The organism is Streptomyces albofaciens JCM 4342, assembly GCF_008634025.1.
Lineage (GTDB): Bacteria > Actinomycetota > Actinomycetes > Streptomycetales > Streptomycetaceae > Streptomyces > Streptomyces albofaciens.
Genome location: NZ_PDCM01000002.1, coordinates 1,983,298 through 2,008,903 on the forward strand (window position 1 = coordinate 1,983,298; position 25,606 = coordinate 2,008,903).

General features: G+C 74.4%; 23 protein-coding genes and 1 pseudogene. 13 read left to right on the forward strand and 11 right to left on the reverse strand.

Annotated features, from left to right (window positions below):
• The first annotated feature begins 162 nt into the window (after positions 1 to 162).
• The gene (locus tag CP973_RS28910) at positions 163 to 1,068 is read left to right on the forward strand and encodes a metallophosphoesterase family protein (protein ID WP_150246839.1); all 906 of its coding nucleotides are present in this window, start codon (positions 163 to 165) and stop codon (positions 1,066 to 1,068) included.
• 99 nt (positions 1,069 to 1,167) lie between these two features.
• Here CP973_RS28910 and msrB read toward each other — a convergent pair whose 3' ends face one another.
• From msrB to CP973_RS28930, 4 genes are all read right to left on the reverse strand, one after another.
• Positions 1,168 to 1,575 carry a peptide-methionine (R)-S-oxide reductase MsrB gene (msrB, locus tag CP973_RS28915; protein ID WP_150246840.1) on the reverse strand — a complete coding sequence of 136 codons (408 nt, stop codon included), beginning with the start codon at positions 1,573 to 1,575 and terminating at the stop codon, positions 1,168 to 1,170.
• Positions 1,576 to 1,594: 19 nt separating this feature from the next.
• The gene (gene murC, locus CP973_RS28920) at positions 1,595 to 2,998 is read right to left on the reverse strand and encodes a UDP-N-acetylmuramate--L-alanine ligase (protein ID WP_150246841.1); all 1,404 of its coding nucleotides are present in this window, start codon (positions 2,996 to 2,998) and stop codon (positions 1,595 to 1,597) included.
• Positions 2,999 to 3,093: 95 nt separating this feature from the next.
• Positions 3,094 to 3,750, reverse strand: a complete 657-nt coding sequence (locus tag CP973_RS28925; RefSeq protein ID WP_150246842.1) for a response regulator transcription factor — start codon at positions 3,748 to 3,750, stop codon at positions 3,094 to 3,096.
• The gene (locus CP973_RS28930) at positions 3,747 to 4,985 is read right to left on the reverse strand and encodes a sensor histidine kinase (RefSeq protein ID WP_150250423.1); all 1,239 of its coding nucleotides are present in this window, start codon (positions 4,983 to 4,985) and stop codon (positions 3,747 to 3,749) included. The genes CP973_RS28925 and CP973_RS28930 overlap by 4 nt, the downstream gene beginning before the upstream one ends.
• Before the next feature lie 241 nt (positions 4,986 to 5,226).
• Here CP973_RS28930 and CP973_RS28935 point away from each other — a divergent pair, with 241 nt between their 5' ends.
• A complete protein-coding gene (locus tag CP973_RS28935; RefSeq protein WP_150246843.1) occupies positions 5,227 to 6,348 on the forward strand; it encodes an ABC transporter permease in 1,122 nt (373 codons plus the stop codon).
• A 493-nt stretch (positions 6,349 to 6,841) separates the two neighbouring features.
• Positions 6,842 to 7,573, forward strand: coding sequence for an ABC transporter ATP-binding protein (locus tag CP973_RS28940; protein WP_150246844.1), 732 nt, complete (start codon positions 6,842 to 6,844; stop codon positions 7,571 to 7,573).
• Here CP973_RS28940 and CP973_RS28945 read toward each other — a convergent pair.
• On the reverse strand, positions 7,539 to 8,066 hold the full coding sequence (locus CP973_RS28945; RefSeq protein ID WP_150246845.1) for an indole-3-glycerol phosphate synthase: 528 nt from the start codon (positions 8,064 to 8,066) through the stop codon (positions 7,539 to 7,541). The two genes, CP973_RS28940 and CP973_RS28945, sit on opposite strands and share 35 nt — an antisense overlap.
• Positions 8,067 to 8,227: 161 nt before the next feature.
• Positions 8,228 to 8,971 (reverse strand): pyrimidine reductase family protein, encoded by a 744-nt coding sequence (locus CP973_RS28950; RefSeq protein ID WP_150250424.1) that lies wholly within the window; start codon positions 8,969 to 8,971, stop codon positions 8,228 to 8,230.
• Between the two features lie 347 nt (positions 8,972 to 9,318).
• On the opposite strand from CP973_RS28950, the gene zapE reads away from it, so the two are divergent.
• A complete protein-coding gene (gene zapE, locus CP973_RS28955; protein ID WP_150250426.1) occupies positions 9,319 to 10,404 on the forward strand; it encodes a cell division protein ZapE in 1,086 nt (361 codons plus the stop codon).
• A gap of 197 nt (positions 10,405 to 10,601) precedes the next feature.
• Positions 10,602 to 11,969: an alkaline phosphatase PhoX gene (locus CP973_RS28960; protein ID WP_150246846.1), complete on the forward strand. Its 1,368-nt coding sequence runs from the start codon at positions 10,602 to 10,604 to the stop codon at positions 11,967 to 11,969.
• Between the two features lie 12 nt (positions 11,970 to 11,981).
• Here CP973_RS28960 and CP973_RS28965 read toward each other — a convergent pair whose 3' ends face one another.
• The 3 genes from CP973_RS28965 to CP973_RS28975 form a co-directional block, all read right to left on the reverse strand.
• Positions 11,982 to 12,650 (reverse strand): ABC transporter, encoded by a 669-nt coding sequence (locus tag CP973_RS28965; protein WP_150246847.1) that lies wholly within the window; start codon positions 12,648 to 12,650, stop codon positions 11,982 to 11,984.
• Positions 12,647 to 13,564 (reverse strand): ATP-binding cassette domain-containing protein, encoded by a 918-nt coding sequence (locus CP973_RS28970; RefSeq protein WP_150250428.1) that lies wholly within the window; start codon positions 13,562 to 13,564, stop codon positions 12,647 to 12,649. Before CP973_RS28970 ends, CP973_RS28965 begins: the two co-directional genes overlap by 4 nt.
• A gap of 136 nt (positions 13,565 to 13,700) precedes the next feature.
• The gene (locus CP973_RS28975) at positions 13,701 to 14,378 is read right to left on the reverse strand and encodes an AIM24 family protein (protein WP_150246848.1); all 678 of its coding nucleotides are present in this window, start codon (positions 14,376 to 14,378) and stop codon (positions 13,701 to 13,703) included.
• An 86-nt stretch (positions 14,379 to 14,464) separates the two neighbouring features.
• On the opposite strand from CP973_RS28975, the gene CP973_RS28980 reads away from it, so the two are divergent.
• Entirely contained in the window at positions 14,465 to 15,244 is a 780-nt protein-coding gene (locus CP973_RS28980) for a peptidyl-tRNA hydrolase (protein ID WP_150246849.1), read from the forward strand.
• 163 nt (positions 15,245 to 15,407) lie between these two features.
• Here the strand turns inward: CP973_RS28980 and CP973_RS28985 are convergent, their stop codons facing one another.
• On the reverse strand, positions 15,408 to 15,779 hold the full coding sequence (locus tag CP973_RS28985) for a darcynin family protein (RefSeq protein WP_150246850.1): 372 nt from the start codon (positions 15,777 to 15,779) through the stop codon (positions 15,408 to 15,410).
• A 224-nt stretch (positions 15,780 to 16,003) separates the two neighbouring features.
• Between CP973_RS28985 and CP973_RS28990 the strand changes: the two genes are divergently transcribed.
• On the forward strand, positions 16,004 to 16,927 hold the full coding sequence (locus CP973_RS28990; RefSeq protein ID WP_150250430.1) for a LysR family transcriptional regulator: 924 nt from the start codon (positions 16,004 to 16,006) through the stop codon (positions 16,925 to 16,927).
• A 75-nt stretch (positions 16,928 to 17,002) separates the two neighbouring features.
• On the opposite strand, the gene CP973_RS28995 is transcribed toward CP973_RS28990, so the two are convergent.
• Positions 17,003 to 17,773: a nuclease-related domain-containing protein gene (locus tag CP973_RS28995; RefSeq protein WP_150246851.1), complete on the reverse strand. Its 771-nt coding sequence runs from the start codon at positions 17,771 to 17,773 to the stop codon at positions 17,003 to 17,005.
• Positions 17,774 to 17,885: 112 nt separating this feature from the next.
• Between CP973_RS28995 and CP973_RS29000 the strand changes: the two genes are divergently transcribed.
• The 6 genes and pseudogenes from CP973_RS29000 (at position 17,886) to CP973_RS29025 (ending at position 25,519) form a co-directional block, all read left to right on the forward strand.
• A complete protein-coding gene (locus tag CP973_RS29000) occupies positions 17,886 to 18,542 on the forward strand; it encodes a LysE family translocator (RefSeq protein ID WP_244410059.1) in 657 nt (218 codons plus the stop codon).
• 298 nt (positions 18,543 to 18,840) lie between these two features.
• Positions 18,841 to 20,283, forward strand: a complete 1,443-nt coding sequence (locus tag CP973_RS29005; RefSeq protein ID WP_150246852.1) for an MbnB/TglH/ChrH family RiPP precursor modification enzyme — start codon at positions 18,841 to 18,843, stop codon at positions 20,281 to 20,283.
• Between the two features lie 5 nt (positions 20,284 to 20,288).
• Entirely contained in the window at positions 20,289 to 21,338 is a 1,050-nt protein-coding gene (locus tag CP973_RS29010; RefSeq protein ID WP_150246853.1) for a TIGR04222 domain-containing membrane protein, read from the forward strand.
• Between the two features lie 207 nt (positions 21,339 to 21,545).
• Positions 21,546 to 22,271, forward strand: a pseudogene (locus CP973_RS29015) (DUF4142 domain-containing protein); the annotation flags it as partial.
• Between the two features lie 359 nt (positions 22,272 to 22,630).
• Entirely contained in the window at positions 22,631 to 23,662 is a 1,032-nt protein-coding gene (locus CP973_RS29020) for a DUF1996 domain-containing protein (RefSeq protein WP_341874862.1), read from the forward strand.
• A 207-nt stretch (positions 23,663 to 23,869) separates the two neighbouring features.
• On the forward strand, positions 23,870 to 25,519 hold the full coding sequence (locus CP973_RS29025) for an alpha/beta hydrolase (RefSeq protein ID WP_150246856.1): 1,650 nt from the start codon (positions 23,870 to 23,872) through the stop codon (positions 25,517 to 25,519).
• Positions 25,520 to 25,606 lie beyond the last annotated feature (87 nt).

Genomic DNA, 25,606 nt, shown 5'->3' on the forward strand with positions numbered 1-25,606 from the left:
GGGTCCGCCGGTCCTCGGCCCTTCGCCCCGTCTCCGGCGGCCCGCCCGACGACCGCCTCCGCGCCCGGCGGGCCCCCTCACCACCGCCTCCGCGCCCCGGTGTGTCCAACAGCCCACCCCCCTGAATATCCCCATCGCCCTCTCCTGTCCTACCGTCAGGGGATGCAGACCCCATGCTCCGAAGGAGACCGCACCGTCGAGGCCGACCGGGACGGGGCGGCGCCCGGCAGGCTGATGGCCATCAGTGACCTGCACATCCGCTATGAGGAGAACCGCGCCATCGTCGACCGGCTGCGGCCCGCGTCGGACGCCGACTGGCTGCTGGTGGCCGGGGACGTCGGTGAGTACGTCGAGGACATCCGCTGGGCGCTGACCGTGCTCAGCCGGCGCTTCGCCAAGGTGATCTGGGTGCCCGGCAACCACGAACTGTGGACGCCGTCCAACGACCCCGTACAGCTGCGCGGCGTCCGGCGCTACGAGCACCTGGTGGCGATGTGCCGGGAGTTGGGCGTGCTGACGCCCGAGGACCCCTACCCGGTCTGGGAGGGCGAGGGCGGCCCGGCCGTGATCGCCCCGCTCTTCGCGCTGTACGACTACACCTTCCGCCCGCCCGGCACCCACACCAAGGAGGCGGCGCTGGCCGTCGCCGAGCAGGCCGGGGTGGTCTGCACGGACGAGTTCTTCCTCCACCCGGACCCGTACCCGACCAGGGAGGCGTGGTGCCGGGCCCGTGTGGCGGCCACCGAGGCCCGGCTCGCCGAGATCCCCGAGGACCTGCCCACCGTCCTGGTCAACCACTGGCCCATCGTCCGCGAGCCCACCGAGCCGCTGTGGCACCCGGAGTTCGCCCTGTGGTGCGGCACCGAAGCCACCGCCGACTGGCCCCGCCGCTTCCGCGCCGCCTCCGTCGTCTACGGCCACCTGCACATCCCGCGCACCATCGAGGTGGACGGCATCCCGCACATCGAGGTCTCCCTCGGCTACCCGCGCGAATGGCGCCGCCGCAAGGCGGCCCCGGGCCAGCAGGTGCAGATCCTGCCGGCGGTGGCGCGGGCGCCGCAGTTCTGAGGGGGCCGCGGGGCGTATCGAGCTGCACGGCCGCCGGACCGGCTCCGCGCCGGGCCCGGCGGCCCCGGGACCGGCCCGCGGTGGGCGGGCCGGGCGGCCTCAGTCCGCGTCCGGCGTCAGCCGCACCGAGATCGAGTTGATGCAGTACCGCTGGTCGGTCGGGGTCGGGTAGCCCTCGCCCTCGAAGACGTGGCCGAGGTGGGAGCCGCAGCGGGCGCAGCGGACCTCCGTGCGGACCATGCCGTGGGAGCGGTCCTCAAGGAGTTCCACGGCGTCGGTGTCCTTCGGGTCGTAGAAGGACGGCCAGCCGCAGTGGCTCTCGAACTTGGTCTCCGAGCGGAACAGTTCGGCGCCGCAGGCGCGGCAGGAGTAGACGCCCGCGGTCTTGGTGTCGGTGTACTCCCCGACGAACGCGGGCTCCGTGCCGCCCTGGCGCAGGACCTGGTACTCCTGCGGGGTCAGCTCGGCGCGCCACTGCTCGTCCGGCTTGTCGATCTCGTACGGCATACCGTCCCTTTTCCTCAGGTCAGTTCTGCAGGCGCGCGAGGATCTGCGGGCCCAGTTCGGTCACGTCGCCCGCGCCCATGGTGAGAACAAGGTCGCCCGGCCGGACCATTCCTGCGACGACCTCGGGGACGGCGGTCTTGTCCGGCTCGGCGGTCACCCGGGCGCCCGCGGCCTGGGCCGCGTCGATGATCAGGGCGCTCGTGATGCCGGGGATCGGGTCCTCACGGGCCGGGTAGATGTCGAGGACCACGGAGGCGTCGGCGAGGGCGAGCGCCTCGCCCATCTCCTTGCCCAGCTCCTGGGTGCGGGAGAAGAGGTGCGGCTGGAAGACGACCAGGACGCGGGAGCCGGCCGCGGCGCCGCGGATGGCCTCCAGGTCGGCGGTCATCTCGGTGGGGTGGTGGGCGTAGGAGTCGATGACCTGGACGCCGGCGGCCTCGCCCTGGAGCTGGAGGCGGCGCTTGACGCCGGTGTAGGTGCCGAGCGCGGAGGCCAGGTTGTGCGGCGGGAGGCCGAGCGCGGTGCCGGCGGCGAGGGCGGCGACGGCGTTCAGGGCGTAGTGCCGGCCGGGCACCGAGACGGTGAAGGTGAGGATCTTGCCGTTGGCGAGGGCGACGGTGACCTCGCTGGTCAGCCCGCGCTGGTTGATCTTGAGCACTCGTACGTCGGCGTCCTCGGCCTCGCCGTAGGTGACGGTCTCGATGTCGAGGCGGCCGGCGAGGCGGGAGGTCAGCTCGCGGGCGCCGGGGTGGTCGGCGGAGACGACGAGGGTGCCGCCGGGGCGGATGCGGGCGGCGAACGTCTCGAAGGACTCGTAGATCTCGTCCATGGACGCGTAGTTGGCGTGGTGGTCCAGCTCCACGTTGAGGACGATGGCGACCTCGGGCGCGTACTTGTGGAAGCTGCGGTCGCTCTCGTCCGCCTCGGCGACGAAGATCTCGCCGCTGCCGTGCTCGGCGTTGGAGCCGGGGGCGTCCAGGTCGCCGCCGATCGCGTACGACGGGGACAGGCCGAGCGAGGCGAGGGAGACGGCCAGCATGGAGGTGGTGGTCGTCTTGCCGTGGGTGCCGGCCACGGCGATCGGGCGCAGGCCGTCCATGAGGGAGGCGAGCGCGTCCGAGCGGTGCACGACGGGGATGCCGCGCTCGCGGGCCGCGGCCAGCTCGGGGTTGTCGTCGCGGATGGCGGAGGAGACGACGACGCTGGTGGCGTCCTCGGCGAGGTGGGCGGCGGCGTGGCCGATGTGCACCGTGGCGCCGAGGGCGCGCAGGGCCTGGGCGGTCGCCGACTCCTTGGCGTCACTGCCCGCGACGCGGGCGCCGCGCTGGGTGAGGATCTTCGCAATGCCGGACATCCCGGCGCCGCCGATGCCGATGAAGTGCGGTCGGTCCATCGCGTCGGGGATGCCCGGGGCCGGTGCCATGCGTCAGTCTCCTGCTCGTCGATCACTTCGTCCGTACGCGCACGATTCTCGCACCCGGCACCGACAGCCGGTGCCGGGCGGGCCGGAGCGCCGGGTCAGCGGCGGATCAGCCCGCGCGCGGTGGCCGCCGCGACCGCCGCCGTACGGGAGTCGACGCCCAGCTTGGCGTAGATGTGCACCAGGTGGGACTTGACCGTGGCCTGGCTGAGGAAGAGCTGTTTGCTGATCGCGGCGTTGGACAGGCCGTCGGCGACGAGCCGGAGCACCTCGGTCTCCCGGCGGGACAGGGCCGTGGCGGGCGTCCGCATCCGGTCCATCAGGCGCAGCGCGATGGTCGGGGCGAGGGCGGACTTGCCGGCCGCCGCGGCGCGGACGGCGGCGGCCAGTTCCTCGGGCGGCGCGTCCTTGAGGAGGTAGCCGGTGGCGCCGGCCTCGATGGCGGCGAGGATGTCCGCGTCGGTGTCGTAGGTGGTCAGGACCAGGACGTGCGGGGCGCCGGCGCGGGCGGTGATGGCGGCGGTGGCCTGCGAGCCCAGCATCCGGCCGCCGAACTGGAGGTCCATCAGGACCACGTCGACGCCGGGGCGGGCCGCCCGCTCCACGGCCTCCTCGGCGGTGGGCACGTCCGCCACGACCTCGAAGTCCGGTTCGGTCTCCAGGACGGCGCGCAGCCCGGCCCGTACGACGGGGTGGTCGTCGGCGAGGAGGAGACGGACGGGGGCGGGGCGGGCGGGGTCGGATCGCTGGGTCACGCGGTGGCCTGTTCGGGAGGGGAATCGGGGGTGGGGTCATGGTCGCGGGTCACGGGGTCCTCGGCGGTCGCGTCCGCCGCCCCCGCGACGGCCCCCTGCGGATACGGCAGCGTGACGGCGACCGCCGTCCCCTCGCCCGGCGCGGACTCGACGGCCAGCGTGCCGCGCAGCGCGCGGGCGCGGGCGCGCATCGCGGCGAGCCCGAAGCCGGTGCCCGCGGCGGTGCCGGAGCCCGGCCCCGGCACCTGGCCGGGTGCGAAGCCCGTACCGTCGTCCACCACGTCGAGGGCGACCTCGGTGTCCATGTAGGAGAGCGTCAGCTCGGCACGGGCGGCGTCCGCGTGCTGGACGGCGTTGGCCAGCGCGGACTGCGCGATGCGCAGCAGCGCGACCTCGTGCGGGGCGGGCAGTTCGACGGGGGCTCCGGAAACCTGGCAGTGCACGGACAGGCCGGAGGAGCGGGCGGTGGTGGCGCACAGCCGCTCCAGGGCGGCGGGCAGCGATCCGGCCTCCAGGTCGGGCGGGCTCAGGGCCCGTACGAAGCGGCGGGCCTCGGCGAGGTTGTCGACGGCGGCCTGCCGGGCCTGCCGGATGTGGCCGAGCGCGGCGGCGGTGTCCGGTCCGGACGGTACGCCCCGTTCCGCGGCGCGCAGCAGCAGCTGGATGCTGGACAGGCCCTGCGCGAGGGTGTCGTGGATCTCGCGGGCCAGCCGCTCGCGCTCGGCGAGCACCCCGGCGGCGTGCTCGGCGGCCGCCAGGTCGCTGCGGGCGGCGGTCAGCTCCTCGATGAGGCGGCGGCGCTGCTCGCTCTCCCGGTAGAGGGCCTGGTAGCCGAGGACGACGGCGACGGCGACCGCCGCGCCCAGTACGGGGCCGACGACCGTGCCGACAGTCAGGGCGTGGGTGTGCCGGCCGAAACCGGCGACCGCCACGAGAGTGGTGACCAGGACCGCCGGGAGCGCCCAGCGCAGCGGGAGCAGGTGGAGCTGGACGAAGAAGAGCGGGAAGGCCGGCCAGACGCCGAGCGGGGTGAGGGCGAGCAGGACGGCCCACACCGCCATGACGGCGGTGAGCCAGAGCGCCGCGGCGGCCGTGGAGGTGCGGACCGGGGGCAGCGTGGGGCCGACGGCGTACACGGCGAGCAGCAGGACGGCCGCGCCGACGACGGCCGGGGCGTTCGCGCTGTGGTCGGCCACGGCCCGTACGGCGGCGAGGGCCAGCAGTGCGGCCACCATCAGGTGCAGGCAGCTGCGCAGCACCCGTAGGGCTGGGGTCAGGGAGTGCGGAGTCACGGCCCCTCCAGGCTAGGCGCCGGAACCGGTACCGGCATCAATCAAAAGGTGGAGTGCGGACCTCGCCTTTCGATGACGGGGAACCACTCCGCGGCGCGATGCCCGGCGGCCCCGGCAGCGGCGACGGTGGGGACGAGCCGCCGGGCACCGGGCCCGGCGCCGGACGGAAGGATGGCCGGGCCCCGTGTTCGTCGCCTGGAGAGACCTGAGATTCGCCAAGGGCCGGTTCGCCCTGATGGGCACCGTCATCGTGCTCATCACGGTGCTGGTGGGGCTGCTGTCCGGCCTGACGGCGGGCCTGGGCCGGGAGAACACCTCGGCGATCACCGCGCTGCCCGCCGACCGCCTCGCCTTCGCCGCCCCGGCGGACGGCCGCGAGGTGTCGTTCGCGGACTCGCGCGTCGGGCGGCGGGCCTGGGAGGCGTGGGCCCGGGTGCCGGGCGTCGCGTCGGCGGAGCCGCTGGGGATCGGTACGGTCAAGGCCGCGGCGGGCGGCGGTGCCGGGCAGCGGACCGCGGCCCTGTCGGCCTTCGGGGTACGGCCCGGCTCGCACCTGGCGCCCGGCGGCGGGAAGGTCGCGGACGGCGCGGCCGTACTGTCCGCGAAGGCCGCGGACGAGCTGGGCGTACGGGCCGGGGACCGGCTCACGCTGAGCGGTCGCGCGCTGACGGTCGCGGCGGTGGCGGGCGAGGCGATGTTCAGCCACACGCCGGTGGTCTGGACGTCGCTGGACGACTGGGCGGGGGTGACCGGGGGCTCCGGACACGGCGGGTCCTCCGGGTCCTCCGGTGACGGTGCCGCCTCGGCCACCGTGGTCGCCCTCACCACCACCTCGGACGCCGGTCTGGACGCCGCCGACCGGCGGCTGGGCACCCGTACCGTCACCACCGGCGAAGCCCTTCGCGCCATCGGCTCGTACACCGCCGAGAACGGCTCCCTCCAGTTGATGCGCGGGTTCCTCTTCGCCATCTCGGCGCTGGTGATCGGCGCGTTCTTCACGGTCTGGACGATCCAGCGCAGCGGCGACGTGGCCGTGCTCAAGGCGCTCGGCGCCTCCACCCGTTACCTGCTGCGCGACGCGCTGGGACAGGCGGTGGTACTGCTGGTCGCCGGCACGGGCGTGGGCACCGCGGTCGCGGCGGCGGTCGGCGCGGCGGTCGGCGGCGCCGTGCCGTTCGTCCTGGACCCGGCCACCGTGCTGGTCCCGGCCCTGGTCATGATTGCGCTGGGAGCCGTCGGCGCCGCGCTGTCGATCCGCCGCATCACCGCCGTCGACCCGCTGACCGCACTGGGCAGCGCGCGATGATCCCGACGCCGCCCATCCGGTCCGCACGCCCGACGCCACCTGCCCGGTCCGCATGCCCGACGCCGCCCATCCGGTCCGCACGCCCGACACCTCCTGCCCGGTCCGCATGCCCGACGCCACCTGTCCGATCCCCGCGCCCGATGCCGCCTTTCCGGTCCGCGCCCCCGGGGCTTTCCCGGACGGTGTGCCCGGGCATTTCCCGGGCGGACCCGGCGATTTCCGGTACGGCCGATATCGGCGGGACCGGCCTCGGCGGGACCGGCTTCGATACGACCGCCTTCGGCCGGACCGCCTTGCGCAAACCCGCCTTCACCTTTCGGCACGACCCCGCGGTCTATTCCGAAAGCAATTCCCCAGCCGCCGGAACACCCCTCCGCATTCCGGAATCCACCCCCGGAATCTCCCTTTCCCCTCCGCTCGGCGAAGCGGAACATCCCCCGCCGAACCATCGGACGCACTTCTGCCCGCCCCCGACACCCCAGCGACGGACACCATGAACGCAGCTGCCCTCCGGACCGGAAACCGGCCGCCCGCCGGCCTCGACCTGACCGGCGTCACCCTCACCTATCCGGACGGCGCCGCCCGTCTCACCGCCCTCGACGACGTGAGCCTGACCGTGCCCGCCGGGAGCGTGACCGCCGTGGTCGGCCCCTCCGGGTCCGGCAAGTCCAGCCTGCTCGCGGTGGCCGCGACCCTGATCGCCCCGGACCGCGGCCGGGTCGTGATCGACGGTACGGACACCGCGGGGATGAGCCGGGCCGAGCTGACCGCGCTGCGCCGTACCCGGGTCGGCATGGTCTTCCAGCAGCCCAACCTGCTGCCGTCGCTCACGGCCGTGGAGCAGGTGCAGGTCATGGCGCACCTGGACGGCAGGCCCGTACGGGAGGCCCGGCGGCGGGCGCTGGAGCTGCTCGGCGCGGTGGGGCTGGCCGACCAGGCGGCGCGCCGCCCGCACCAGCTCTCCGGCGGCCAGCGGCAGCGGGTCAACATCGCCCGCGCGCTGATGAACGAGCCGGCCGTCCTGCTGGTGGACGAGCCGACCAGCGCCCTGGACCACGACCGCGGCGCCGCGGTCCTGGACCTGATCGTCACGCTCACGCACCGGCGCGGCACCGCGACGGTGCTGGTCACGCACGACCGCGCCCATCTGGAGGCGGTGGACGCGGTGGCGGAGGTGCGGGACGGGCGGCTCAGCTCCCGGCGGAGCTCCCTCCCCGGCCGGTAGCCGGGCCCTGCGACGGGTTCTGCGCCACATCCTGGGCGGGGTCGTCGGCCGCGTGCGAGAACAGTTTGAGCACGGGCACGCCGACCTTGTGGCGGGCGCGCGAGGCCCAGTCGCGGTGGAAGAACTCCTCGACGTAGTGCGGGGCGGTCAGCACGATCACCTCGTCGGCGCCGGTCTCGTCGACGACCGACCGCAGCAGGTCCAGGGGGTGGTCCTCGACGATCTGCCCGACGGCCTCGGCGCCCGCCGCCCGCAGGGCGCCCAGGGTGTGGGACAGGGCGCGCTCCGCGGGCGGCTCCGCCTGGGCGCCCTCCGGCTCGTCGCCTTCTCGCACGGCGTCCTCGAATTCCCCCAGCGCCACATCGTCGATGGCCCTGAGCAGGCGGTCCTGCTTGCCGCGCGGCTGCATGAGGACGACGAAGGAGACCTGGTCGTCGCCGTGCAGCGTGGTGACGAACTCCACGTCGGCGGGCGTCAGGGACTTCTCGATCATCAATACGCTCGTGAACACGGCGGGCGCCCTTCTTCTCTTCTCTCGCGGTCCGCCCCCGGGAGCGAAACCGACAGAAACCATCCTGCCCCGTCGCCACACGGGGCCTTGGCCTTTAGTGTGCCCAGCGGAAGCTAAGCGGAACGAGTAATTCCGCTCTTTGTTCAGGACCGACGGTAACGGGTGAACAGGAAACCGGCCTCCTCCAGTACGGACGCGAGTACGAACGTTTCCGGAACAGTGGTCACCGGCGCGTTCATGATGCGCGACGCGTCACCGGCGACCACCAGCGGTGCCAGGGAGAGGCACAACTCGTCGAGTGCCCCGCTTCCGGCGAACTGACCCAACAGACGCGGCCCGCCCTCCGTCAGCAGCCGGGTCAGCCCCCGCGCGGCGAGCGCGCCGACCACCCGCGACGGATCCACGGCAGCGCCCTCACCGGCGAAGACCACCTCGGCCCCGGCGTCCCGCGCGGCCCGCACCCGGGTCTCGTCGGCCCCCGAGCCGGTCACGATCACGGTCGGCACCAGCGGCTCGGTGAACAGCGGCTGGGAGAAGTCCAGGTCCAGGCCGGCCGTGACCACGGCGATGGCCGGGGCGGGGGTCTGCCCGGCCGCGGCCCGGCGCGCGGCGAACGCCTCGCGGGCGCGCGCCGGCCGGTACCCCTCCTTGCGCACCGTCTCGGCGCCGACGACCACCGCGTCCGCCAGCCCGCGCAGCACCCCGAAGATCCGCATGTCCGCGTCGCTGGAGAGCGGCTGCGAGCGGCCTTCGTGGTGGGCCGCGCCGTCCAGCGAGGAGACCATGTTCGCGCGCAGCCAGCCCGCGCCCTCGTCGGTCCGGGGGTACGCGTAGAGGTCGGCCAGTTCGTCCAGGCTCCACCGGCGGTCGGTGAAATCGGCGACGATGTCCGCACGGGGAACGTCCTGCCCGTGCCCACCGGAATCGGCGGCGCCGGCCCCCGCGGTGCGGGAATCGGCCGTAGCGGAACCGGCGGCCCCGGAAAAGGCTCCGGTCCCCGGTACGGTTCCGCCATTGCTTTCCGGTGACGTTCCCGGGGCGGGCGCGGCGGAATTCGCGGTGCCGGCGGTGTCCGGGAAATCGGCGGACCGTACGTACGGGGCGGGAAGGGGAAACAGGCGTCGCATAGGCGGCAGTGTGACATGCCTCGCTCATCCGGCCGAGTCCTCCCGCACAGCGGCTAGGCTGGACGGCTGTGTCGTCTTCGCAGCCCTCGTCGCCCCAGTCCTCCCCCATAGCCGGGCCGCCGGCCGAGGGGGCCGGAACCGCCCCTGTCGCGCTCACCGAGCGCGCGCCGCAGGTCCCGGCCGACCGCCTGGTGGCGGAGATGGTGCCGCCGCCGCGGTTCCAGAGCGCGCGCTTCGAGACGTACATACCGGACCCGAACCAGCCCAGCCAGGCCGCGGCCGTACAGACCCTGAGCGACTTCGCGGCGGGCATCGGCGGCGGTGCGGAAGCGACCGGCGGCAAGCGGCGCTGGTTCGGCCGGAGCCCCAAGAAGGCCGCCGCCCCCGCGGGCCCGCGCGGCGTCTACCTGGACGGCGGCTACGGCGTCGGCAAGACGCACCTGCTGGCCTCCCTCTGGCACGCCACCCCGGCCGCCCCCGAGCGCAAGGCGTTCGGCACCTTCGTCGAGCTGACGAACCTGGTCGGGGCACTCGGTTTCCAGCAGACCGTGCAGACGCTCAGCGGCCACCGCCTGCTGTGCATCGACGAGTTCGAGCTGGACGACCCGGGCGACACCGTTCTCGTCTCCAGCCTGCTGAGCAAGCTGGTCGAGGCGGGCGTGGCGCTCGCCGCCACCTCCAACACGCTGCCCGGCAAGCTCGGTGAGGGCCGGTTCGCCGCGGCGGACTTCCTGCGCGAGATCCAGGGCCTGAGCGCCCACTTCCGTACCCTGCGCATCGACGGCGAGGACTACCGGCACCGCGGCCTGCCCGAGGCCCCGCCGCCGTTCGACGACGCGACCGTCACCCGCGTCGCCCACCGGACGCCCGGCGCCTCGCTGGACGACTTCCCCGCCCTGCTGGAGCACCTGTCGAAGGTGCATCCGAGCCGGTACGGGGCGATGTGCGACGACATCACGGCCGTCTGCCTGACCGACGTACAGGCGGTGCCGGACCAGTCCACCGCGCTGCGGCTGGTCGTGCTCGCGGACCGGCTCTACGACCGCGAGGTGCCCGTGGTGGCCGCCGGCAAACCGTTCGACGCGCTGTTCGGCGACGACATGCTCAAGGGCGGCTACCGGAAGAAGTACTTCCGCGCCATCTCCCGGCTCACGGCGCTGGCCCGGGACGCCAAGCCGCTGACCGAGGCGTAGCGCGCTCCCCGGGGGCGGCACCGCGGCGGCGCGGCGGCCGTTCCCGGGCGGCGGGGCGGCCGTTCCCGGGCGGCGGGGCGGCCGTTCCCGGGCGGCGGGGCGGGTTCCGGACCCGCGCGCGGCCGGTTCCCGGCGGCCGACGTGCGTGGTACACACATGCGGGTCGACACCACCTGTCCGCCAGCAGGGAGTTGCCCATGTCCGCGACACGTCGTCAAGTCCTGGCAAGAACCGGTGCGGTGGGCGTCTCCATCGCCTTCGCCGGCAGCGTCCAGGAACTCCTCGCCGGCACCGCCGCCGCACACGGCGCGGGCCGCCACGGCTACGGCCCCCTGGTCCCGGACCCGGCCGGGCTGCTCGACCTGCCCCAGGGGTTCCGGTACCGGGTCCTGTCCCGTGAAGGCGCCCAGCTGCCCTCGGGCGAGGGCCGAATACCCGGCAATCACGACGGCATGGCGGCCTTCCCCGGCCGGCACGGCCGCGTCCACCTCGTTCGCAACCACGAGAACCGGCGCAAGTCGCGGGTCCCCGTCCCCACCGTCGACGGCCTGACCTACGACCCGGCGGGCGAAGGCGGCTGTACGGCGCTGGAACTGGACCGGCACCAGCGCGTGCTCTCCGAGCGCGTCGCCATCGCGGGCACCTCCACCAACTGCGCGGGCGGGCCCACCCCGTGGCACACCTGGCTGACCTGCGAGGAGACCGAACTGCGGGCGGGCCAGGACGGGTACACCAAGGACCACGGCTTCGTCTTCGAGGTCGACCCGTACGATCCGCGCCGCACCGGCGCCGTACCGCTGACCGCCCTGGGCCGCTTCCAGCACGAGGCCGTCGCGATCGATCCCCGCGACGGCACGGTCTACGAGACCGAGGACGCCTTCGACAAGCCGTTCGGCCTCTTCTACCGCTTCCGGCCCGCCCGGCCGCTCGGCGGACGGGGGTCCCTGCGGGCCGGCGGACGGCTCCAGGCGCTGCGCGTGCCGGACGTCGAGGACCTGTCCGCCGTCCGGGAGACGGGCACCCGCTTCGACCACGTGGAGTGGGTGGACGTCCCCGACCCGCTCGCCCGCCACACGCCCGTCCGCTTCCAGGACTTCGGGCCGCGCGGCATCACCCACGCGCAGAAGCTGGAGGGCTGCTACTGGGGCGGCTCCCGCGTCTACTTCGTGTCCAGCTTCGCGCGGAGCGCGGACGGTTCGGCCGCCGATCACCACGGGCAGGTGTGGCGGTACGACCCGGCCGCCCGCCGCCTGACCCTCGTGGTCGTCTTCGGCCCGGGCACCGACGTCCAACTGCCCGGCGACTCCCCCGACAACATCTGTCTGGCTCCCGGCGGCGGCCTGATGGTGTGCGAGGACGGCGACGGCGCCCAGTACGTCTTCGGCCTCACCCGGCGCGGCACGGTGTACCCGGTGGCGCGCGGGCGGCAGAACATCGGTACCCCGGAGAAGCCCGAGTGGGGGGAGTTCGCGGGCGTCACGTTCTCCCCGGATCAGCGGACGATGTACCTCAACTGCTATACGCCGGGGACGACGTTCGCGGTGAGCGGGCCCTGGGAGGGCTGAGGCACGGGGGCGTCAGCTCCGGCGGGAGCTGAGGCGGCAGGCCACGGCCGTGGCCGCGGCGGCGATCACCGCGGTGGAGATCAGCGGCAGCCAGGGCAGGGTGACCGTGCCGTGGACGGAGCCGGTGATCAGCCCGGAGACGGCGGCGTTGGCGGGCGAGGCGCCCCCGACCAGCAGCAGGACCGCGGCCATCAGGGCGGACAGGATCGACCACCCCGTGCTGCGCAGCACCGGCCAGTTGCACAGCGCCCCGACGGCGGTGCCGAGCAGCACGCAGACCAGCGCGGCCAGCAGTCCGGCGCAGAAGGCGGGCACCTCGGGGACGGCGGTGCGGTGGTCGGAGGCGTGCGGGTCGGCCACGAGCGCGACATACGCCGTACCGGCCAGGGCGAGCACCCCGGCCGACAGCGCGCCCGTCGCGACCCGGGCGAGGTGCGCCCGGCCGGGCCCGGTGGCCGCCGCCGCGCACGCGCGGGCGGCCGGCGGCTCGCCGGTGACGCAGATCCGGCACAGCCACGCGGCGAGCGGCAGCAGGGCGAACGAGGCGAGGCCGTACGAGTCGAGGACCGGCCCGCCGCTCTGCACGCCCACGGCGAGGAAGGCGGCGTACAGCAGGACCGGCGGCAGCCAGCGGTGCGAGCGCAGGAGCAGGGCCGAGTGGTAGCGCAGGAGCGGGATCACGGATACCGGTTTTCGTCGGGGGCCGGGGCCGGGGTGACGGTGCGGATGTGCCAGGGCGGGCGGGCCGCGAGCAGGGCGCGCAGCAGCGCGTCGGAGTGGGCGGCGGAAACGGTCAGCAGGGCCGTCGTACCGTCCGGGCCGACGGCGACGGAGGGACGGCCCGGGAGGTCCGCAACGCCGTGGCCTGCGAGGGTGTCCGCGAGAGCGGAGGTGCCGGCGGGCGCTTGCGCCTCGATGGTCACCCGGGGGCCGGACGGCGCCGCCTCGTGCCCCGCCGGGCCCGGCTCCCCCGCGCCCGCCCCGTCCGGCAGCCGCGCCAGCCGGTTGCCGGTGACCCGGTAGCGCGCGTCGGCCGCGCCTTCCAGGCGGCGCGGGTCGTGGTCGACGAAGACGACCGTGCCGCCCGCCGCGACGCGCTCCGCCACAGCCCGGTCGAGGGTCTCGCGCGCCGCCGGGTCCAGGCCCGTCCACGCCTCGTCCAGGACGAGCAGGTCCGGCTCGGCGAGCAGGGCCTGGGTCACCGCGACCTTCTGGCTGGTGCCCTTGGACAGCTCGGCGAGCGGCGTACGGGCGTGGCCGGCCGCGCCGAAGCGGTCGAGCCATTCGGTGGCGCGGCGCGCCGCCGTACGGCCGCGCAGGCCGTGCACCCGGCCGAGGTGGGTGAGGTAGCCGACGGCGGTGAACGGCAGCGCGGCCGGGAAGCGCTCGGGTACGTACGCGGTGCGGGGGCGGCCGGTGATCCGGCCCGTGCTCGGCGCGTCGATACCGGCCAGCAGCCGCAGCAGCGTGGACTTGCCGCTGCCGTTGTGCCCCTCGACGCGCACCAGGGAACGCCGCGGCAGGTCGAGATCGACGTCCCGCAGCACCCACGGGCCGCGCACTCCGTAGCGCCGCCCGACCCCGTCCAGCCTCATCGGCACCCCGCCGTCCCCTGCTCGTCCCCGCCGCGGGCGTCCCTGCCCCTGGCCATCGCGGTCCCGGCCACCGCCGTCCCGGCTGTCACCGTTCCGGCCGTCACCGTCCCGGCCGTCGCCGTCCCGGCCGTCACCGTCAGTTCCCGGTCGCGCGCTCGGGACGCAGCTCGCTGGGCCGTACGATCACGAAACCCTCGCCGTCCATCCGCAGTTGGACGGCCTCGCCGGAGCCGCCGCGCAGCATCGAGCCGAGGCTCTGCGAGCGGTGCAGCGAGGTCTTCAGCGACGCGCTCCACCCGACCACCGCGTCCGTGTCGACGAACACCGGGGCCTGCGGCGAGACGGGGATGACGATGGGGTTGCCCTCGCACACCACGCCGAGCTTGCCCTGACCGGTGAAGACGGAGTTGAACAGGCCGCCGCCGGTCATCCCCGCGCCCTTGACCGTGGAGATCTCGTACGACAGGGACGGGTCGAAGCACAGCACGTTGCGGCCGTTGATCGTGATGCCGTCGCCGGGCGCGAGCTCGACGATGAAGCAGTTGGCGGCCTCGTGGGCGAACCAGACCTCGCCCCGGCCGCGCACCGCCATCAGGGCCAGGCCCTCGCCGGTCACGGCCCGCTTGATGAACTTGCCGACGCCCTGCCCCTTCTTCTCGAACTGCAGATCGCCGCGGTAGGCGACCATCGAGCCCTGGCGGGCGAGGCACTCGCCGTCCACGGTGTACTTGATCGACTTGGCGTTCTGCAGGGTCATGCCGGGCGCGGAGGCCTGCGTGACCACGTTTTCGGAGGCGAAGAGGTCGCTGTGCATAGGGAGGATAATCACCCGGAACGATCCGCTCCGCCAAGGCGGTGCCCACGGCGGCCCCTTTCCGGGCGGCTGGCACACTGGTCCGTGTGACCAGCACCGACCTCGCCGGCCCCGGCGATCCGACCGGCACCCCGGCCGGCGCCCCGGCCGACGCGCCCCGCTCCGCGCAGCCCGACCGGGACGCCGCCCCGCAGTACGTCCTCCCGCTCGTCGTACGGATCGAGCGGGACGCGCCCCCCGCCCGTACGGACGCGTTGGAGACCGCGGCGCGGGCCGTCCTGGTGCTGCTCGCGGACGAGCGCGCGACCGGCGACGGCGAGTGGGCGGCAGCCGTGCGCGACTGGCAGGACGCCCGCATCCGCAAGGTCGTGCGCCGGGCGCGCGGCGCGGAGTGGCGCCGGGCCGAGGCGCTCCCGGGGATCACGGTGCGCGGCACGGACGCGGAGGTACGGGTCTTCCCGCCGGTCCCGCTGGACGGCTGGCCCAAGGACCTGGCCCGGCTCCAGGTCTCCGGGACCCACCTGGACGCCCCGCGGGCACCCGAAGCGCCCGGCCCCGGCGGCGTGGTGCTGTGGCTCAACCCCGAACTGGACATGTCGGCGGGCAAGGCGATGGCCCAGGCGGGCCACGGCGCGCAACTCGCCTGGTGGGAGCTGACGCCCGCACAGCGCGCGGCCTGGCGCGAGGCCGGCTTCCCGCTGTCCGTACGGTCCGCCGCACCGCACCGGTGGGAGCGGCTGGCCCACAGCGGCCTGCCGACGGTCCGCGACGCGGGGTTCACGGAGATCGCGCCCGGTTCGTGCACGGTCGTCGCCGACCATCCGGCCCTGCGGGAGCGGCTCGGAGCGTCTGCCGGCGGGTTCTGACACGGCCGATGCCCTCCGGCCGTGTGGGGCGGGAGGGCATCGGCGGCCGTCCGGTCCGGGCGGTCGCCCGGGCCGGACGGTGTACCAGGCGCTGATGGATCGGACGGTGTATCAGATGCTGACGGGTTGAACGGTGTCAGGTGCTGACGGGTCGGGCGGTGTGTCAGGTGCTGACGGTGGCGACGGGGTCGACGTTGTAGGTACGGGCGTAGCCGTTCTCGGTGCCGACGAGGAGGTCGACAATCTCGAAGTAGCGGTCCCAGAACGGGGTTTCGCGCAGCGCGTCGATGAGGAGCTGGTAGGCCTCGTGGTCGTCGGCCTCCCAGACCCAGACGTCGGTGACGCGGGTGGAGTAGAACTCCGTGTCGTAGAAGCGGGACCGTACGCCGGTCGTCTTCGCCTTGACCACGGACATGACCTCGGTGTCGAGCGCGTGCACGCGCTCCTCGGGAGTCATGGCGAGCCACTCGGGCATGGTCTTGATCAGCATGAAGGCGGTGACCGGCGGCGCGGTTTCCGCCACGGATGCGGACATGGTGAATGCCTCCGAAAAGGGCAGGTGGAAGCGGTCCTGAAGACCGCGTGGACGTACCGGACCGGTACGTCTTCATCCTGCGGAGCGGCACCGTGTTGCCACAATGGGAATCTCAGCAAGGGATCATTGCCTGAAGTGGAACGACACTGGTGAACAGTCCGAACAGCGGGAACGGTCCGAACAGCGGGAACGGTCCGAACCATGCGGACCGGCCCGAGCCGGTCATCGATGCCAACCTCGTCGTGGCGCTGGACGCACTGCTGGCCGAGCAGAGCGTCACCCGCGCCGCCGCGCGCCTGCACACCTCCCCCGCCGCCATGAGCCGCACGCTCGCCCGCCTGCGGCGCGTCCTCCAGGACCCGCTCCTGGTCCGGGCCGGACAGACCATGGTCCCCACCCCGCGCGCGCAGGCCCTGCGCGACGAAGCCGCCACCGTGGTGCGCCGCCTGGGAGAACTGCTCTCCCCCGGCACCGGCGTCGACCCGGCCGCGCTGCGCAGCACCTTCACGATCCAGGCCGCCGACATCGTCGGCGCGGCGCTGGTCCCCGGGCTGCTGGAGCTGGCCCGGCGGGAGGCGCCGGGGGTCTCGCTGCGGTTCCGGGCCGAGGAGTTGGAGGCCCAGCCGGCCCTGCGGGACGGCCGGATCGACCTGGAGATCGGCGCCATCGACCATGTGGACCCCGAGACCCGGGTCGAGGAACTGGTCACCCTCCGGATGGTGGCGGGCGTCCGGCCCGGCCACCCCCTCGCCGCGGAGCCCCTGACACCGGAACGGCTGGCCGCCGCCGAGCACGTCGCGGTCAGCCGCCGCGGCCGGTTCACCGGTCCGCTGGACAGCGCGCTGGATGAGCGCGGTCTCCGACGGCGGGTCACCGCCGTGCTCCCCAGCCATCTGGCCGCGATAGCCCTCGCCGCCCGCAGCGATGTCGTCTGCCTCCTCCCCATCGCCCTCCCCGGCGCCGCGCCCTCACCGTTCACCGACGCCGCCACCGCCCTCGGCCTGCGCCTTCTCGACATTCCGCTGCCGCTGCCACCGGTGATCATCGCAATGGCCTGGCACCCCCGTCACGCGGCCGACGGCGCGCACGACTGGCTGCGCGGCGCGGTGCGCCGGACTCTTGGGGAGCCTGGGGACTCCGGGGCGTGATGGGGTGAGGTGGGGGCGTGGGGGATGAGGGGGGGGCGTGGTGGGGATGAGGTGGGGAGTGAAGGGCCGGGCCGGTCACGCCGCCAGCCATGTACGGCGGTTTCTGGCGACCGTGTAGACGCGCTCCACGCGGCCCGGCGCCAGTACCCCGCCGAGCTGCCCGAGCGCGGGCACCTCGCGTTCGTCCCGCAGGACCCGCACGCCGCGCAGGGCCGGGTCCACGGTCACCTCCGCCGCGCCGACGAACGCCAGCACCGGCCGGGTCTCGACGCGGAAGCGGCAGCTCCGGGTCAGCACGTAGGAGGCGCGCCGGGCCTCCTGCCGGATGTCCCGGACGTACGGGAGCGCCTGGTGGCCACGGCTGATCCGTACGGCGTCCTCGGCGACCCGCACCCGGGCCCCGCGCACGTGATGGGTGGCGACGCACAGCACGCCGCCGGGGCCGATGAGCAGATGGCCGATGACCGTGGCGGGGGGCATCGGCACGGAGTGGATCACGTACCAGCCGCCCGCCGTCAGCCGGTCGAGCGCCGTGCCGACGGCCTGTTCGCCCAGGAGCCGGCGGTGCCACTCGTCCTGGGGCGGGCGCCGGCCGAGCAGACGGGCCCACCACAGCGCGGCCCTCGCGCGCGGCTCCTCGGCGAGGCGGACCCGCAGCGCCTCCCCCGGGCGGTTCGGCGCGAGGTCGTCGTCCGGCGGCAGGAACAGCCGGTCCGGGTCGCTCGCGTACCGCGCTTCGCGCTTTCCCTCCCCGCTCCCCTCGGTGTTGAGGTCCGCGACGGCGTCGGCGGGCCGCTGGTCCCCGGACCCGTCCTCCGCGCCGGGCTGATGACGGATGTCGCTCATGTCCCCTCACCCCCCGATGGCCATAGGAGCAGGCACCCGGCTCCCGGGCAAGGGGTACGACCGCCAGGCCCCGGGAAAGCCGAGGTCAGCGGACAACGTACGGTTGTCTCCCGTGTTCTCCTCTCTCATAGGTTTCACCGCGGTGGCCGTCCTGCTGACCGTCTCGCCGGGTCCGGACTTCGCCGTGGTGCTGCGGACCGCCCTCGGCTCGGGCCGGCGGGCCGCGCTGTGTTCGGCGCTGGGCATCGCCGCGGGCTGTGTTGTCTGGGGACTGGCCGGCGCGATCGGCCTGACCGCCATGCTGTCCGCGTCGCGGACGGCGTACGACGCGCTGCGGATCGCCGGGGCGCTGTATCTGATGTGGCTGGGCTTCCAGGCACTGCGCAGCGCGCGCCGCCGCTCGCCGGAGGCCGCACGGGCGGAGAGCACCGGCCCGGCATCCGGCGTCCCCGACGCCGGCCGGCAGTCGCCGCTGCGGTCGTTCCGCACCGGCCTGCTGACGAATGTCCTGAACCCGAAGGTCGGGGTCGTGTACATGTCGCTGCTGCCGCAGTTCATCCCGCACGGCGCGCCGGTCGTGGCCACGACGCTGCTGCTGGTCGCCGTCCACGTCACGCTGGGCTTCCTCTGGCTCGGCGGCATCGCCCTGGCGGTGCACCGGGCCCGCGCCCTCTTCCAGCGCCCCCGCGTCCGCCGCCGCCTGGACCAGGCCACCGGCGGGGTCCTGCTCGCGCTGGGTGCGGCGGTCGGGGTCGAGACGGCCCGCTGAGCGGTACGGGAAACGGGGCCGGGCGCCCGCGTGCGGGGGCGGGTGTCCGTGTGCGGGGGCGGGTGTCCGCGTGCGGAGCGGGTGTCCGCGTGCGGGTCCGGGCGTCCGTGTGCGGGGGCGGGTGTCCGCGCTGTACGGGGCCGGGCGTTCGCGTATGGAGATCGGCGTCCGCACTCGGTGGCACGCGCCGTCGCAAGCTCAAATCATCCTCTGAACCCGTCTGCTCCGGGGTTGGTTCCGGACCGGCGGGGCGATGACTACCCAACACCACGGGGGTGCACGAATGGGAGGGGGAACCATGGAACATCTCGGTACGGGCATCGGCTGGCGGCCCGAGATCGCCGACGGGGTGGCGGAGCTGCCCGGCGTGGACTGGGTGGAGGTCGTCGCCGAGAACATCTGTCCCGGTCATCTCCCGCCCGCCTTGCGGGCGCTGCGCGAGCGGGGCACGACGGTCGTGCCGCACGGCGTCTCGCTCGGGCTCGGCGGCGCCGAACGCCCGGACCCGGCCCGGCTGGCCGCGCTCGCGGAACGCGCCGAGGCGCTGGGCGCGCCGCTGGTCACCGAGCACATCGCGTTCGTACGGGCCGGGGGCCCGCTGACCGCCTCCCCCGCGATGGAGGCGGGGCACCTGCTGCCCGTGCCCCGGACCCGCGACGCGCTGGACGTGCTCTGCGAGAACATCCGCATCGCGCAGGACGCGCTGCCCGTGCCGCTCGCCGTGGAGAACATCGCGGCGCTGATCGCCTGGCCCGACGAGGAGATGACCGAGGGCCGGTTCCTCGCCGAACTGGTCGAGCGCACCGGTGTACGGCTGCTCATCGATGTCGCCAACCTCCACACCAATCAGGTGAACCGGAACGAGGACCCGGCCACGGCACTGGACGAGCTGCCGGTCGAGGCCATCGCGTATGTGCACGTGGCGGGCGGCATCGAACGGGACGGCGTCTGGCACGACACCCACGCCCACCCGGTGACCCGCCCCGTCCTGGACGTACTGGCCGAACTCTGCGCCCGCACCACCCCTCCCGGCGTCCTCCTGGAGCGCGACGAGAACTTCCCGGCGACCGGCGAACTCGCCGCGGAGCTGGACATGATCCGCGCGGTGGTGCGGGAGGCCCCGGCGGTTCCGGTACGCCGGGGGTCCGGGCCCGCACCGGAGCCCGTGAGGGAAGGCGACCCGGCCACCGCCCCGGCCACGGCCACCGGCCAGGCCTCAGCCGCTGCCCCGGCCACGGCCACGGCCATCGGCCAGAACACAGCCGCCGCCCCGCCCCTGGCCACAGCCGACGCCCTGGCCACGGCCACCGCCCCGGCCACGGCCACCGCGCCCGCCCGGCAGCGCCTGGCCGTCGCGCAGGCCGCGCTGCTCTCCGCGCTGGTGGCCGGGACACCGGCGCCGGAGGGCTTCGACCGGCGGCGGCTGCTCGTGCAGAGCCGGGCCCTGGCCGACAAGCGGGCCTCCGTGGTCGCCAAGGTCGCGCCCGAGCTGCCGGGCATCCTCGGCGCGGACTACCGGCCCGGCTTCCTCGGTTACGCGCGCCACCGGCCCATGAAGGGCGGCTACCGCCAGGACGCCATGGACTTCGCCGTCCACCTGCTGGCAGACAACCGGCCCACCGACCCGGACGCGCGCCAACAGCTGACGCAGTGGTGGCGGGACCGCTCCGGGCCGAAACCACCGGGCAGGCCCGCGAACCGGCTCGTCCGCGCCGCACGGCTCGCCCTGGGCCGGAGGTGATCAACATGCTCGCGCTCCTCGTGACCCTGGTGATCGCCGCCTCCTCGCTGCTGCTCGTCGTCCGTACCGTCCGCGTCGTCCGTGCGACCCCCCGGCCCAAGCGCCGCAAGACCACACACGAACTCTGGGAGATCGCCTTCCTCGCCGGCGGCCCCGCCCGGGTCGCGGACGCCGCGATAGCCGGTATGCACCAGGACGGCCGGCTCGCCGTGGGCGGGCCCGGTGTGGTGTCCGTGCGGCAGGCGGTGGCGTACGACCCGGTCGAGACGGCCGTGCTGGACTCGCTGGCGCGGACTCCGGACGGCGCGCTGGCCACCCTGCGCCGCCACGTCATGCGGGCCCCCGCCGTCCAGGCCATCGGCGACCGGCTGGCGAAGCGCGGTCTGATGCGGCACCCGCGCACCGGGCGCCCCTGGCGGCTGTACGCCGCCTGGCAGACCGGGATCTGCATCGCGGGCTTCCTGCTCGTCCTCCTCTTCACCTTGACGGGCGCCCTCATCGGCGCGAACGGAGAGACCCCCTTCGTCATCCGGGTCCTGCCCGCGGCTCTCCTCGGCACCGTGGCCGGCGCGGTGTGCCGGAAGGTCCTGGGGCGGCGGGTGACGCAGGCCGGTGTCTCGGCGGTACGCACGTTCCGTACGGCGCACAAGGCGGAGCTGGTGAGCGACGCGACCCAGTCCGCCGCGCTGCTCGTGGCGCTCGGCGGCACCGCGCTGCTCGTGGACGAGGTGCTGCGCGACCATCTCACCGAGGCGCAGCACTCGATGGCGGGTGCGTCGGCGGCGCCGTACTCCGGGTCCTCGTCCACCACGTCGACCGGCTCTTCGACCGGCTCGTCGACCGCGAGCTGCGGCTGGAACGTGCCGGACGACAGCTCGGACACGGCCTGGTGCGGGTCGTCGTGCGGCGGCGGGTCGGGGTCGGGGTGCGGCAGTTCGTCGTGCGGCGGTGGCGGGTCGTCGTGCGGTGGCGGGTCGTCGTGCGGCAGCTCCGGGTCCAGCTGCGGCAGCAGTTCCTCTTCCTGCGGCGGCGGTGGCGGCTGCGGGGGCAGCTGATCCCCCACGGCGCCTGCGGCCCCCACAGCGCCCCAGGCCCCAACAGCGCCCCAGGTCCCCACGGCGCCCCAGGCCCCCACGACACCCGCGGCCCCCGAGCAACCGGTCAACGTACCAACGGCGGGCGGCCGTTGGCGGGGCTTCCCCGAACGGGCGACGAGGCCGACACAGGGCGCACTAGCGTGCGGTGCCGCATCAGGAGGCACCATGCGATCCGTAACCGGCACCGGCCTCGTCGTCACCGCGCTCGCCGCGACCCTGGCCGCGCTGCTCTTCCCGATCTGGTCGTTCGCCGGCAGACCGGGTCCGGACGGGGGCGTCGACACCCAGACCGTCGCGACCTCGTTCGGCCCGCTGTCCGCGCTCGACCGTGACTTCGTCAACCGCGTACGCCTGGCGGGCCTGTGGGAGCTGCCCGCGGGCCAGCAGGCCCAGGAGCGCGGGACCGTGCAGTCCGTACGGGAGGCGGGCACCCATCTCGTCGAGGGGCACGCCTCGCTCGACCGGCACGTACGCGAGGTGGCGGCGCAGCTCGGTCTCGCGCTGCCCGACCGGCCCAACGCCCAGCAGCAGCAGTGGCTGGCCGAGCTGAGCGCCGCGCGCGGGGCGGCGTACGACCGGAAGTTCGCGAACATCCTGCGGCTCGCGCACGGCAAGGTCTTCACCCTCGTCGCGCAGGTGCGCGCCACCACCCGCAACGCGCTCGTGCGCGGTCTGGCCGACGACGCCAACCGCACCGTCCTGGACCACATTTCCGTCCTGGAGCGGACCGGGTTCGTCGACTTCGACGCGATCGCCGAGGACGCGGCCACCTCCTCCCCGCCGCCCAGCCCCTCGGCCCCGCCGCCGTCCCTGGACGCGCCGGCCGCGTCACCGTCGCCCGTCACCCCGTCAGCGACGTATCCCCTGCCTCCGCCCGCGACGCCACCCGCCACCGCCACCGGGAGCCCGGAATCCGGCCGCTCCCCGGCGGCCGGTGTCAACACCCCCGAGAAGACGGGAAGAAGTGACCGCCCATGTCCGACCCACGGCACTCCGCGAGCCCACAACCTCCGCCAAGCCCCCGCCCCTCGCCACCTCCCCGGCCCTCGCCACCCGTCCCGAAACCCCCGCAGTCCCCTCGCCACCGGCGCCGGCTCGGCGCCCGGCACCTCGTGCTGATCGCGGTGCTCGCCGTGCTCGGCTCGGCCGGCACCTTCGTCTCCGTCACCGGAATCGCCTCGGCCCACAACGCCACTCCCCCGTCCGGCTCCCCGCCCGTCGGTCCGTCACCTTCACCAACGTCACCCAGCGTGACACAGCCCACTGACAACGCCCCCGCGAACTCCTCCGCCGGGGCCTCCACCGATGCCTCGGACACCCCCGCCGACGCTCCCGACGGCCCCGCGGGCCCGACCGGCTCCGGCACCCCCGGCAGCTCCGCCGGACCGGGCCAAAGCGCCCCGGCCGCAGGGGACTTCGCCGACATCCGTTCCGCAGGCCCCGGCCCCCGCCCCCCGCGCAACGGCCCCGGCGCGTCCACCGGAACCTTCACCAGCGACTGCGGCCGCAACGAGGAACGGCACAACAACCCCGACAACTTCATCGTCACTCCCGGTGTCGCCAACGGCGCCCACCACCTGCACGACTACGTCGGCAACCGCTCCACGGACGCCTTCTCCACCGACGACTCGCTGCGCGCGGCCGGCACCACCTGCGCCCGCGGCGACAAGTCGGCGTACTTCTGGCCCGTACTGCGCCGGCTCAGCGGCCGGGACGGGCCGAGCGGCGGCAACGGGCAGGACCCGGCGGACGGGAACACGGGACAGGTGCTGACGCCGGTCTCGGTGTCGCTGGCCTTCCGCGGCAGCCCGGCGGGCAAGGTCGCCGCCATGCCCGAGGGCCTGCGCGCCATCACCGGCGACGCCAAGGCGTTCACCAACGGCACCGCCAACGCGCGGGCGCAGTGGACCTGCACGGGCTTCGAGGACCGGCGGCTCACGGACAAGTACCCGCTGTGCCCCGGCGGCAGCCGGGCCGTACGGGTCCTGCACTTCCCCAGCTGCTGGGACGGCACGAACAAGGACAGCGCCAACCACCGCACCCACCTGCTCTTCCCCGACCGCGCCACCGGCCGCTGCCCCGCCGGCACGAAGGCCGTGCCCCAGCTCCGGATGCGGCTGACCTACGCCGTCACGCCCCGGCCGCGCGCCTTCGCCCTCGACAGCTTCCCCGAGCAGCTGCGCAAGCCGGTGACCGACCACGCCGACTTCGCCAACTTCATGCCGCGCGACCTGATGGCGCGCGCGGTGGCGTGCATCAACTCCGGCCGCCGCTGCCGGTGAGGAACACGCCGGTGAGGAACACGGGACCGTACGCACGCAAGGCTGTACGAGCCGAACGGCCGTGACCCCCGCACCGCGCTCCACTCGTTGGGGGCATAGCTCCCGACACCGGAGCGCGGTGCTTTACAACCTCAACCCTCGCCCCAACTATCCCTTTTGTATGCGCACCGGGCGTCTTCGTGGCGCCTTCATACGAAGGGACGGCTTGTGAAAGCAGTAGCGCTCTACGGCACCCTCGGGTCGCTGGTCCTGTCCGCCCTTGTCGCCGTCCCGGCCGGCGGGACCACCCGGTCCGCGGCGGCCCCGGCCGGGACCCCGGCCCCCGCGCCGCCCCGGATCGCCTTCGGCCGTTGCGCACCCGAGGAGCACCTGCCGGCGGGTGTGGAGTGCGGCCGGCTCGCCGTCCCGCTGGACTACGCCCGCCCCAAGGGCGAGAAGATCACCCTCACCGTGAGCCGGGTCCGCGCCACCGGCTCCCCCAAGGAGCGCCAGGGCGCGCTCGTCTTCAACCCGGGCGGCCCCGGGGCGTCCAGCATGAACTTCCCGCTGTACGGGCAGCTGGACCGGTGGCGCAGGACGGCGCGGGCCTACGACCTCGTCGGGTACGCGCCGCGCGGTGTCGGGCGCTCGGCGCCGCTGTCCTGCCAGGACCCGGCGGAGTTCGCCAAGATCCCGAGCCGGAGCCCGAAGCTGCCTCCGGAGGCGTTCAAGCGGAAGAAGTCCGCCGAGGCCAAGGCGTACGCGCAGGGCTGCGCGCGCAAGGCGGGCCCGGCGCTGCGCCACTTCACGTCCGCCAACAACGCCCGTGACCTGGACATGCTGCGCGCCGGTCTCGGCGAGCGGAAACTCACCTTCATGGGCGCCTCCTACGGCACCTACTTCGGGGCCGTGTACGCGACGCTCTTCCCCGGCCACGTCCGCCGGATGGTCTTCGACAGCGTCGTCAACCCCGACCCCCGGCAGGTCTGGTACCGCAACAACCTCGAACAGAATATCGGCTTCGAGCGCCGCTGGCAGGACTGGGCCCGCTGGGTGGCCAAGCACCACAAGGTCTACCACCTGGGTACGACACCGCGGGCGGTGCTGCGGACGTACGACACCGTGCGGACGCGGCTGGACCGCAAGCCCCTGGGCGGAAAGGTCGGTTCGGCCCAGCTCCAGGCGGCGTTCCTCAAGACGGGCTACAACGACGCGTACTGGCCGGTGCGCGCGGCGGCGCTCGCCGCGTACGTCAAGGGCGACCCCAAACCGCTGCTCAAGCAGGCCACACCGCTGCCGGACGGCGCGAAGGCGGACGAGAACAGCAACGCGGTCTACACGGCCGTGGAGTGCAACGACGGACTGTGGCCGCGTGACCTGCGGGTCTGGGACCGGGACAACACCGCGAGCGCACGGGTGGCACCCTTCGAGACCTGGGACAACGCCTGGATGAACCTGCCGTGCGCCTTCTGGCCCCGCTTCTCCCCCAGGGGCGCCGCCGCCGTACAGGACCCGATGGGCTACGCGGCGGACGTGGGCGAAGCGGCCCGGCCGCCGGTCGGAGCGCCGCACCGCCCGGTGGACGTGCGGACGGCGCCGGGCGCGCTGCCGCCGGTGCTGCTGCTGTCGGCCGAGCGGGACGCCGCGACACCGCACACCGGCGCGGTCGAGCTGCGGCGCCGGCTGCCCGGCTCGGCGCTGGTGACGGAGCGCGGCGCGGGTACGCACGGCGTCTCGTTCGGCACGAACACCTGCGCCAACCAGTATGTGGACCGGTATCTGCTGACCGGGCAAGTCCCTGCGCGGGACACGTACTGCGGGCCGCGCGCGGAGCCCAAGCCGGTGCTGCCGACGGCCGGGAAGCGCGGGAGCAAGTAGGGCGGCGAACCGCTCGGTGACCGACAGGCCGGGTGGTACACCCGGCCTGTCACGCTGTCCGGGTCCGGGCCGGACGGCCGGCCCGGA

Bases quoted from the DNA above. Each gene is read 5' to 3' on its own strand.
- CP973_RS28910 (WP_150246839.1), top strand. From the start codon at position 163: ATGCAGACCCCATGCTCCGAAGGAGACCGCACCGTCGAGGCCGACCGG.
- msrB (WP_150246840.1), bottom strand. From the start codon at position 1,575: ATGCCGTACGAGATCGACAAGCCGGACGAGCAGTGGCGCGCCGAGCTG.
- murC (WP_150246841.1), bottom strand. From the start codon at position 2,998: ATGGCACCGGCCCCGGGCATCCCCGACGCGATGGACCGACCGCACTTC.
- CP973_RS28930 (WP_150250423.1), bottom strand. From the start codon at position 4,985: ATGGTGGCCGCACTGCTGGCCCTCGCCGCCGTACGGGCCGTGGCCGAC.
- CP973_RS28940 (WP_150246844.1), top strand. From the start codon at position 6,842: ATGAACGCAGCTGCCCTCCGGACCGGAAACCGGCCGCCCGCCGGCCTC.
- CP973_RS28945 (WP_150246845.1), bottom strand. From the start codon at position 8,066: ATGATCGAGAAGTCCCTGACGCCCGCCGACGTGGAGTTCGTCACCACG.
- CP973_RS28960 (WP_150246846.1), top strand. From the start codon at position 10,602: ATGTCCGCGACACGTCGTCAAGTCCTGGCAAGAACCGGTGCGGTGGGC.
- CP973_RS28970 (WP_150250428.1), bottom strand. From the start codon at position 13,564: ATGAGGCTGGACGGGGTCGGGCGGCGCTACGGAGTGCGCGGCCCGTGG.
- CP973_RS28975 (WP_150246848.1), bottom strand. From the start codon at position 14,378: ATGCACAGCGACCTCTTCGCCTCCGAAAACGTGGTCACGCAGGCCTCC.
- CP973_RS28985 (WP_150246850.1), bottom strand. From the start codon at position 15,779: ATGTCCGCATCCGTGGCGGAAACCGCGCCGCCGGTCACCGCCTTCATG.
- CP973_RS28995 (WP_150246851.1), bottom strand. From the start codon at position 17,773: ATGAGCGACATCCGTCATCAGCCCGGCGCGGAGGACGGGTCCGGGGAC.
- CP973_RS29005 (WP_150246852.1), top strand. From the start codon at position 18,841: ATGGAACATCTCGGTACGGGCATCGGCTGGCGGCCCGAGATCGCCGAC.
- CP973_RS29010 (WP_150246853.1), top strand. From the start codon at position 20,289: ATGCTCGCGCTCCTCGTGACCCTGGTGATCGCCGCCTCCTCGCTGCTG.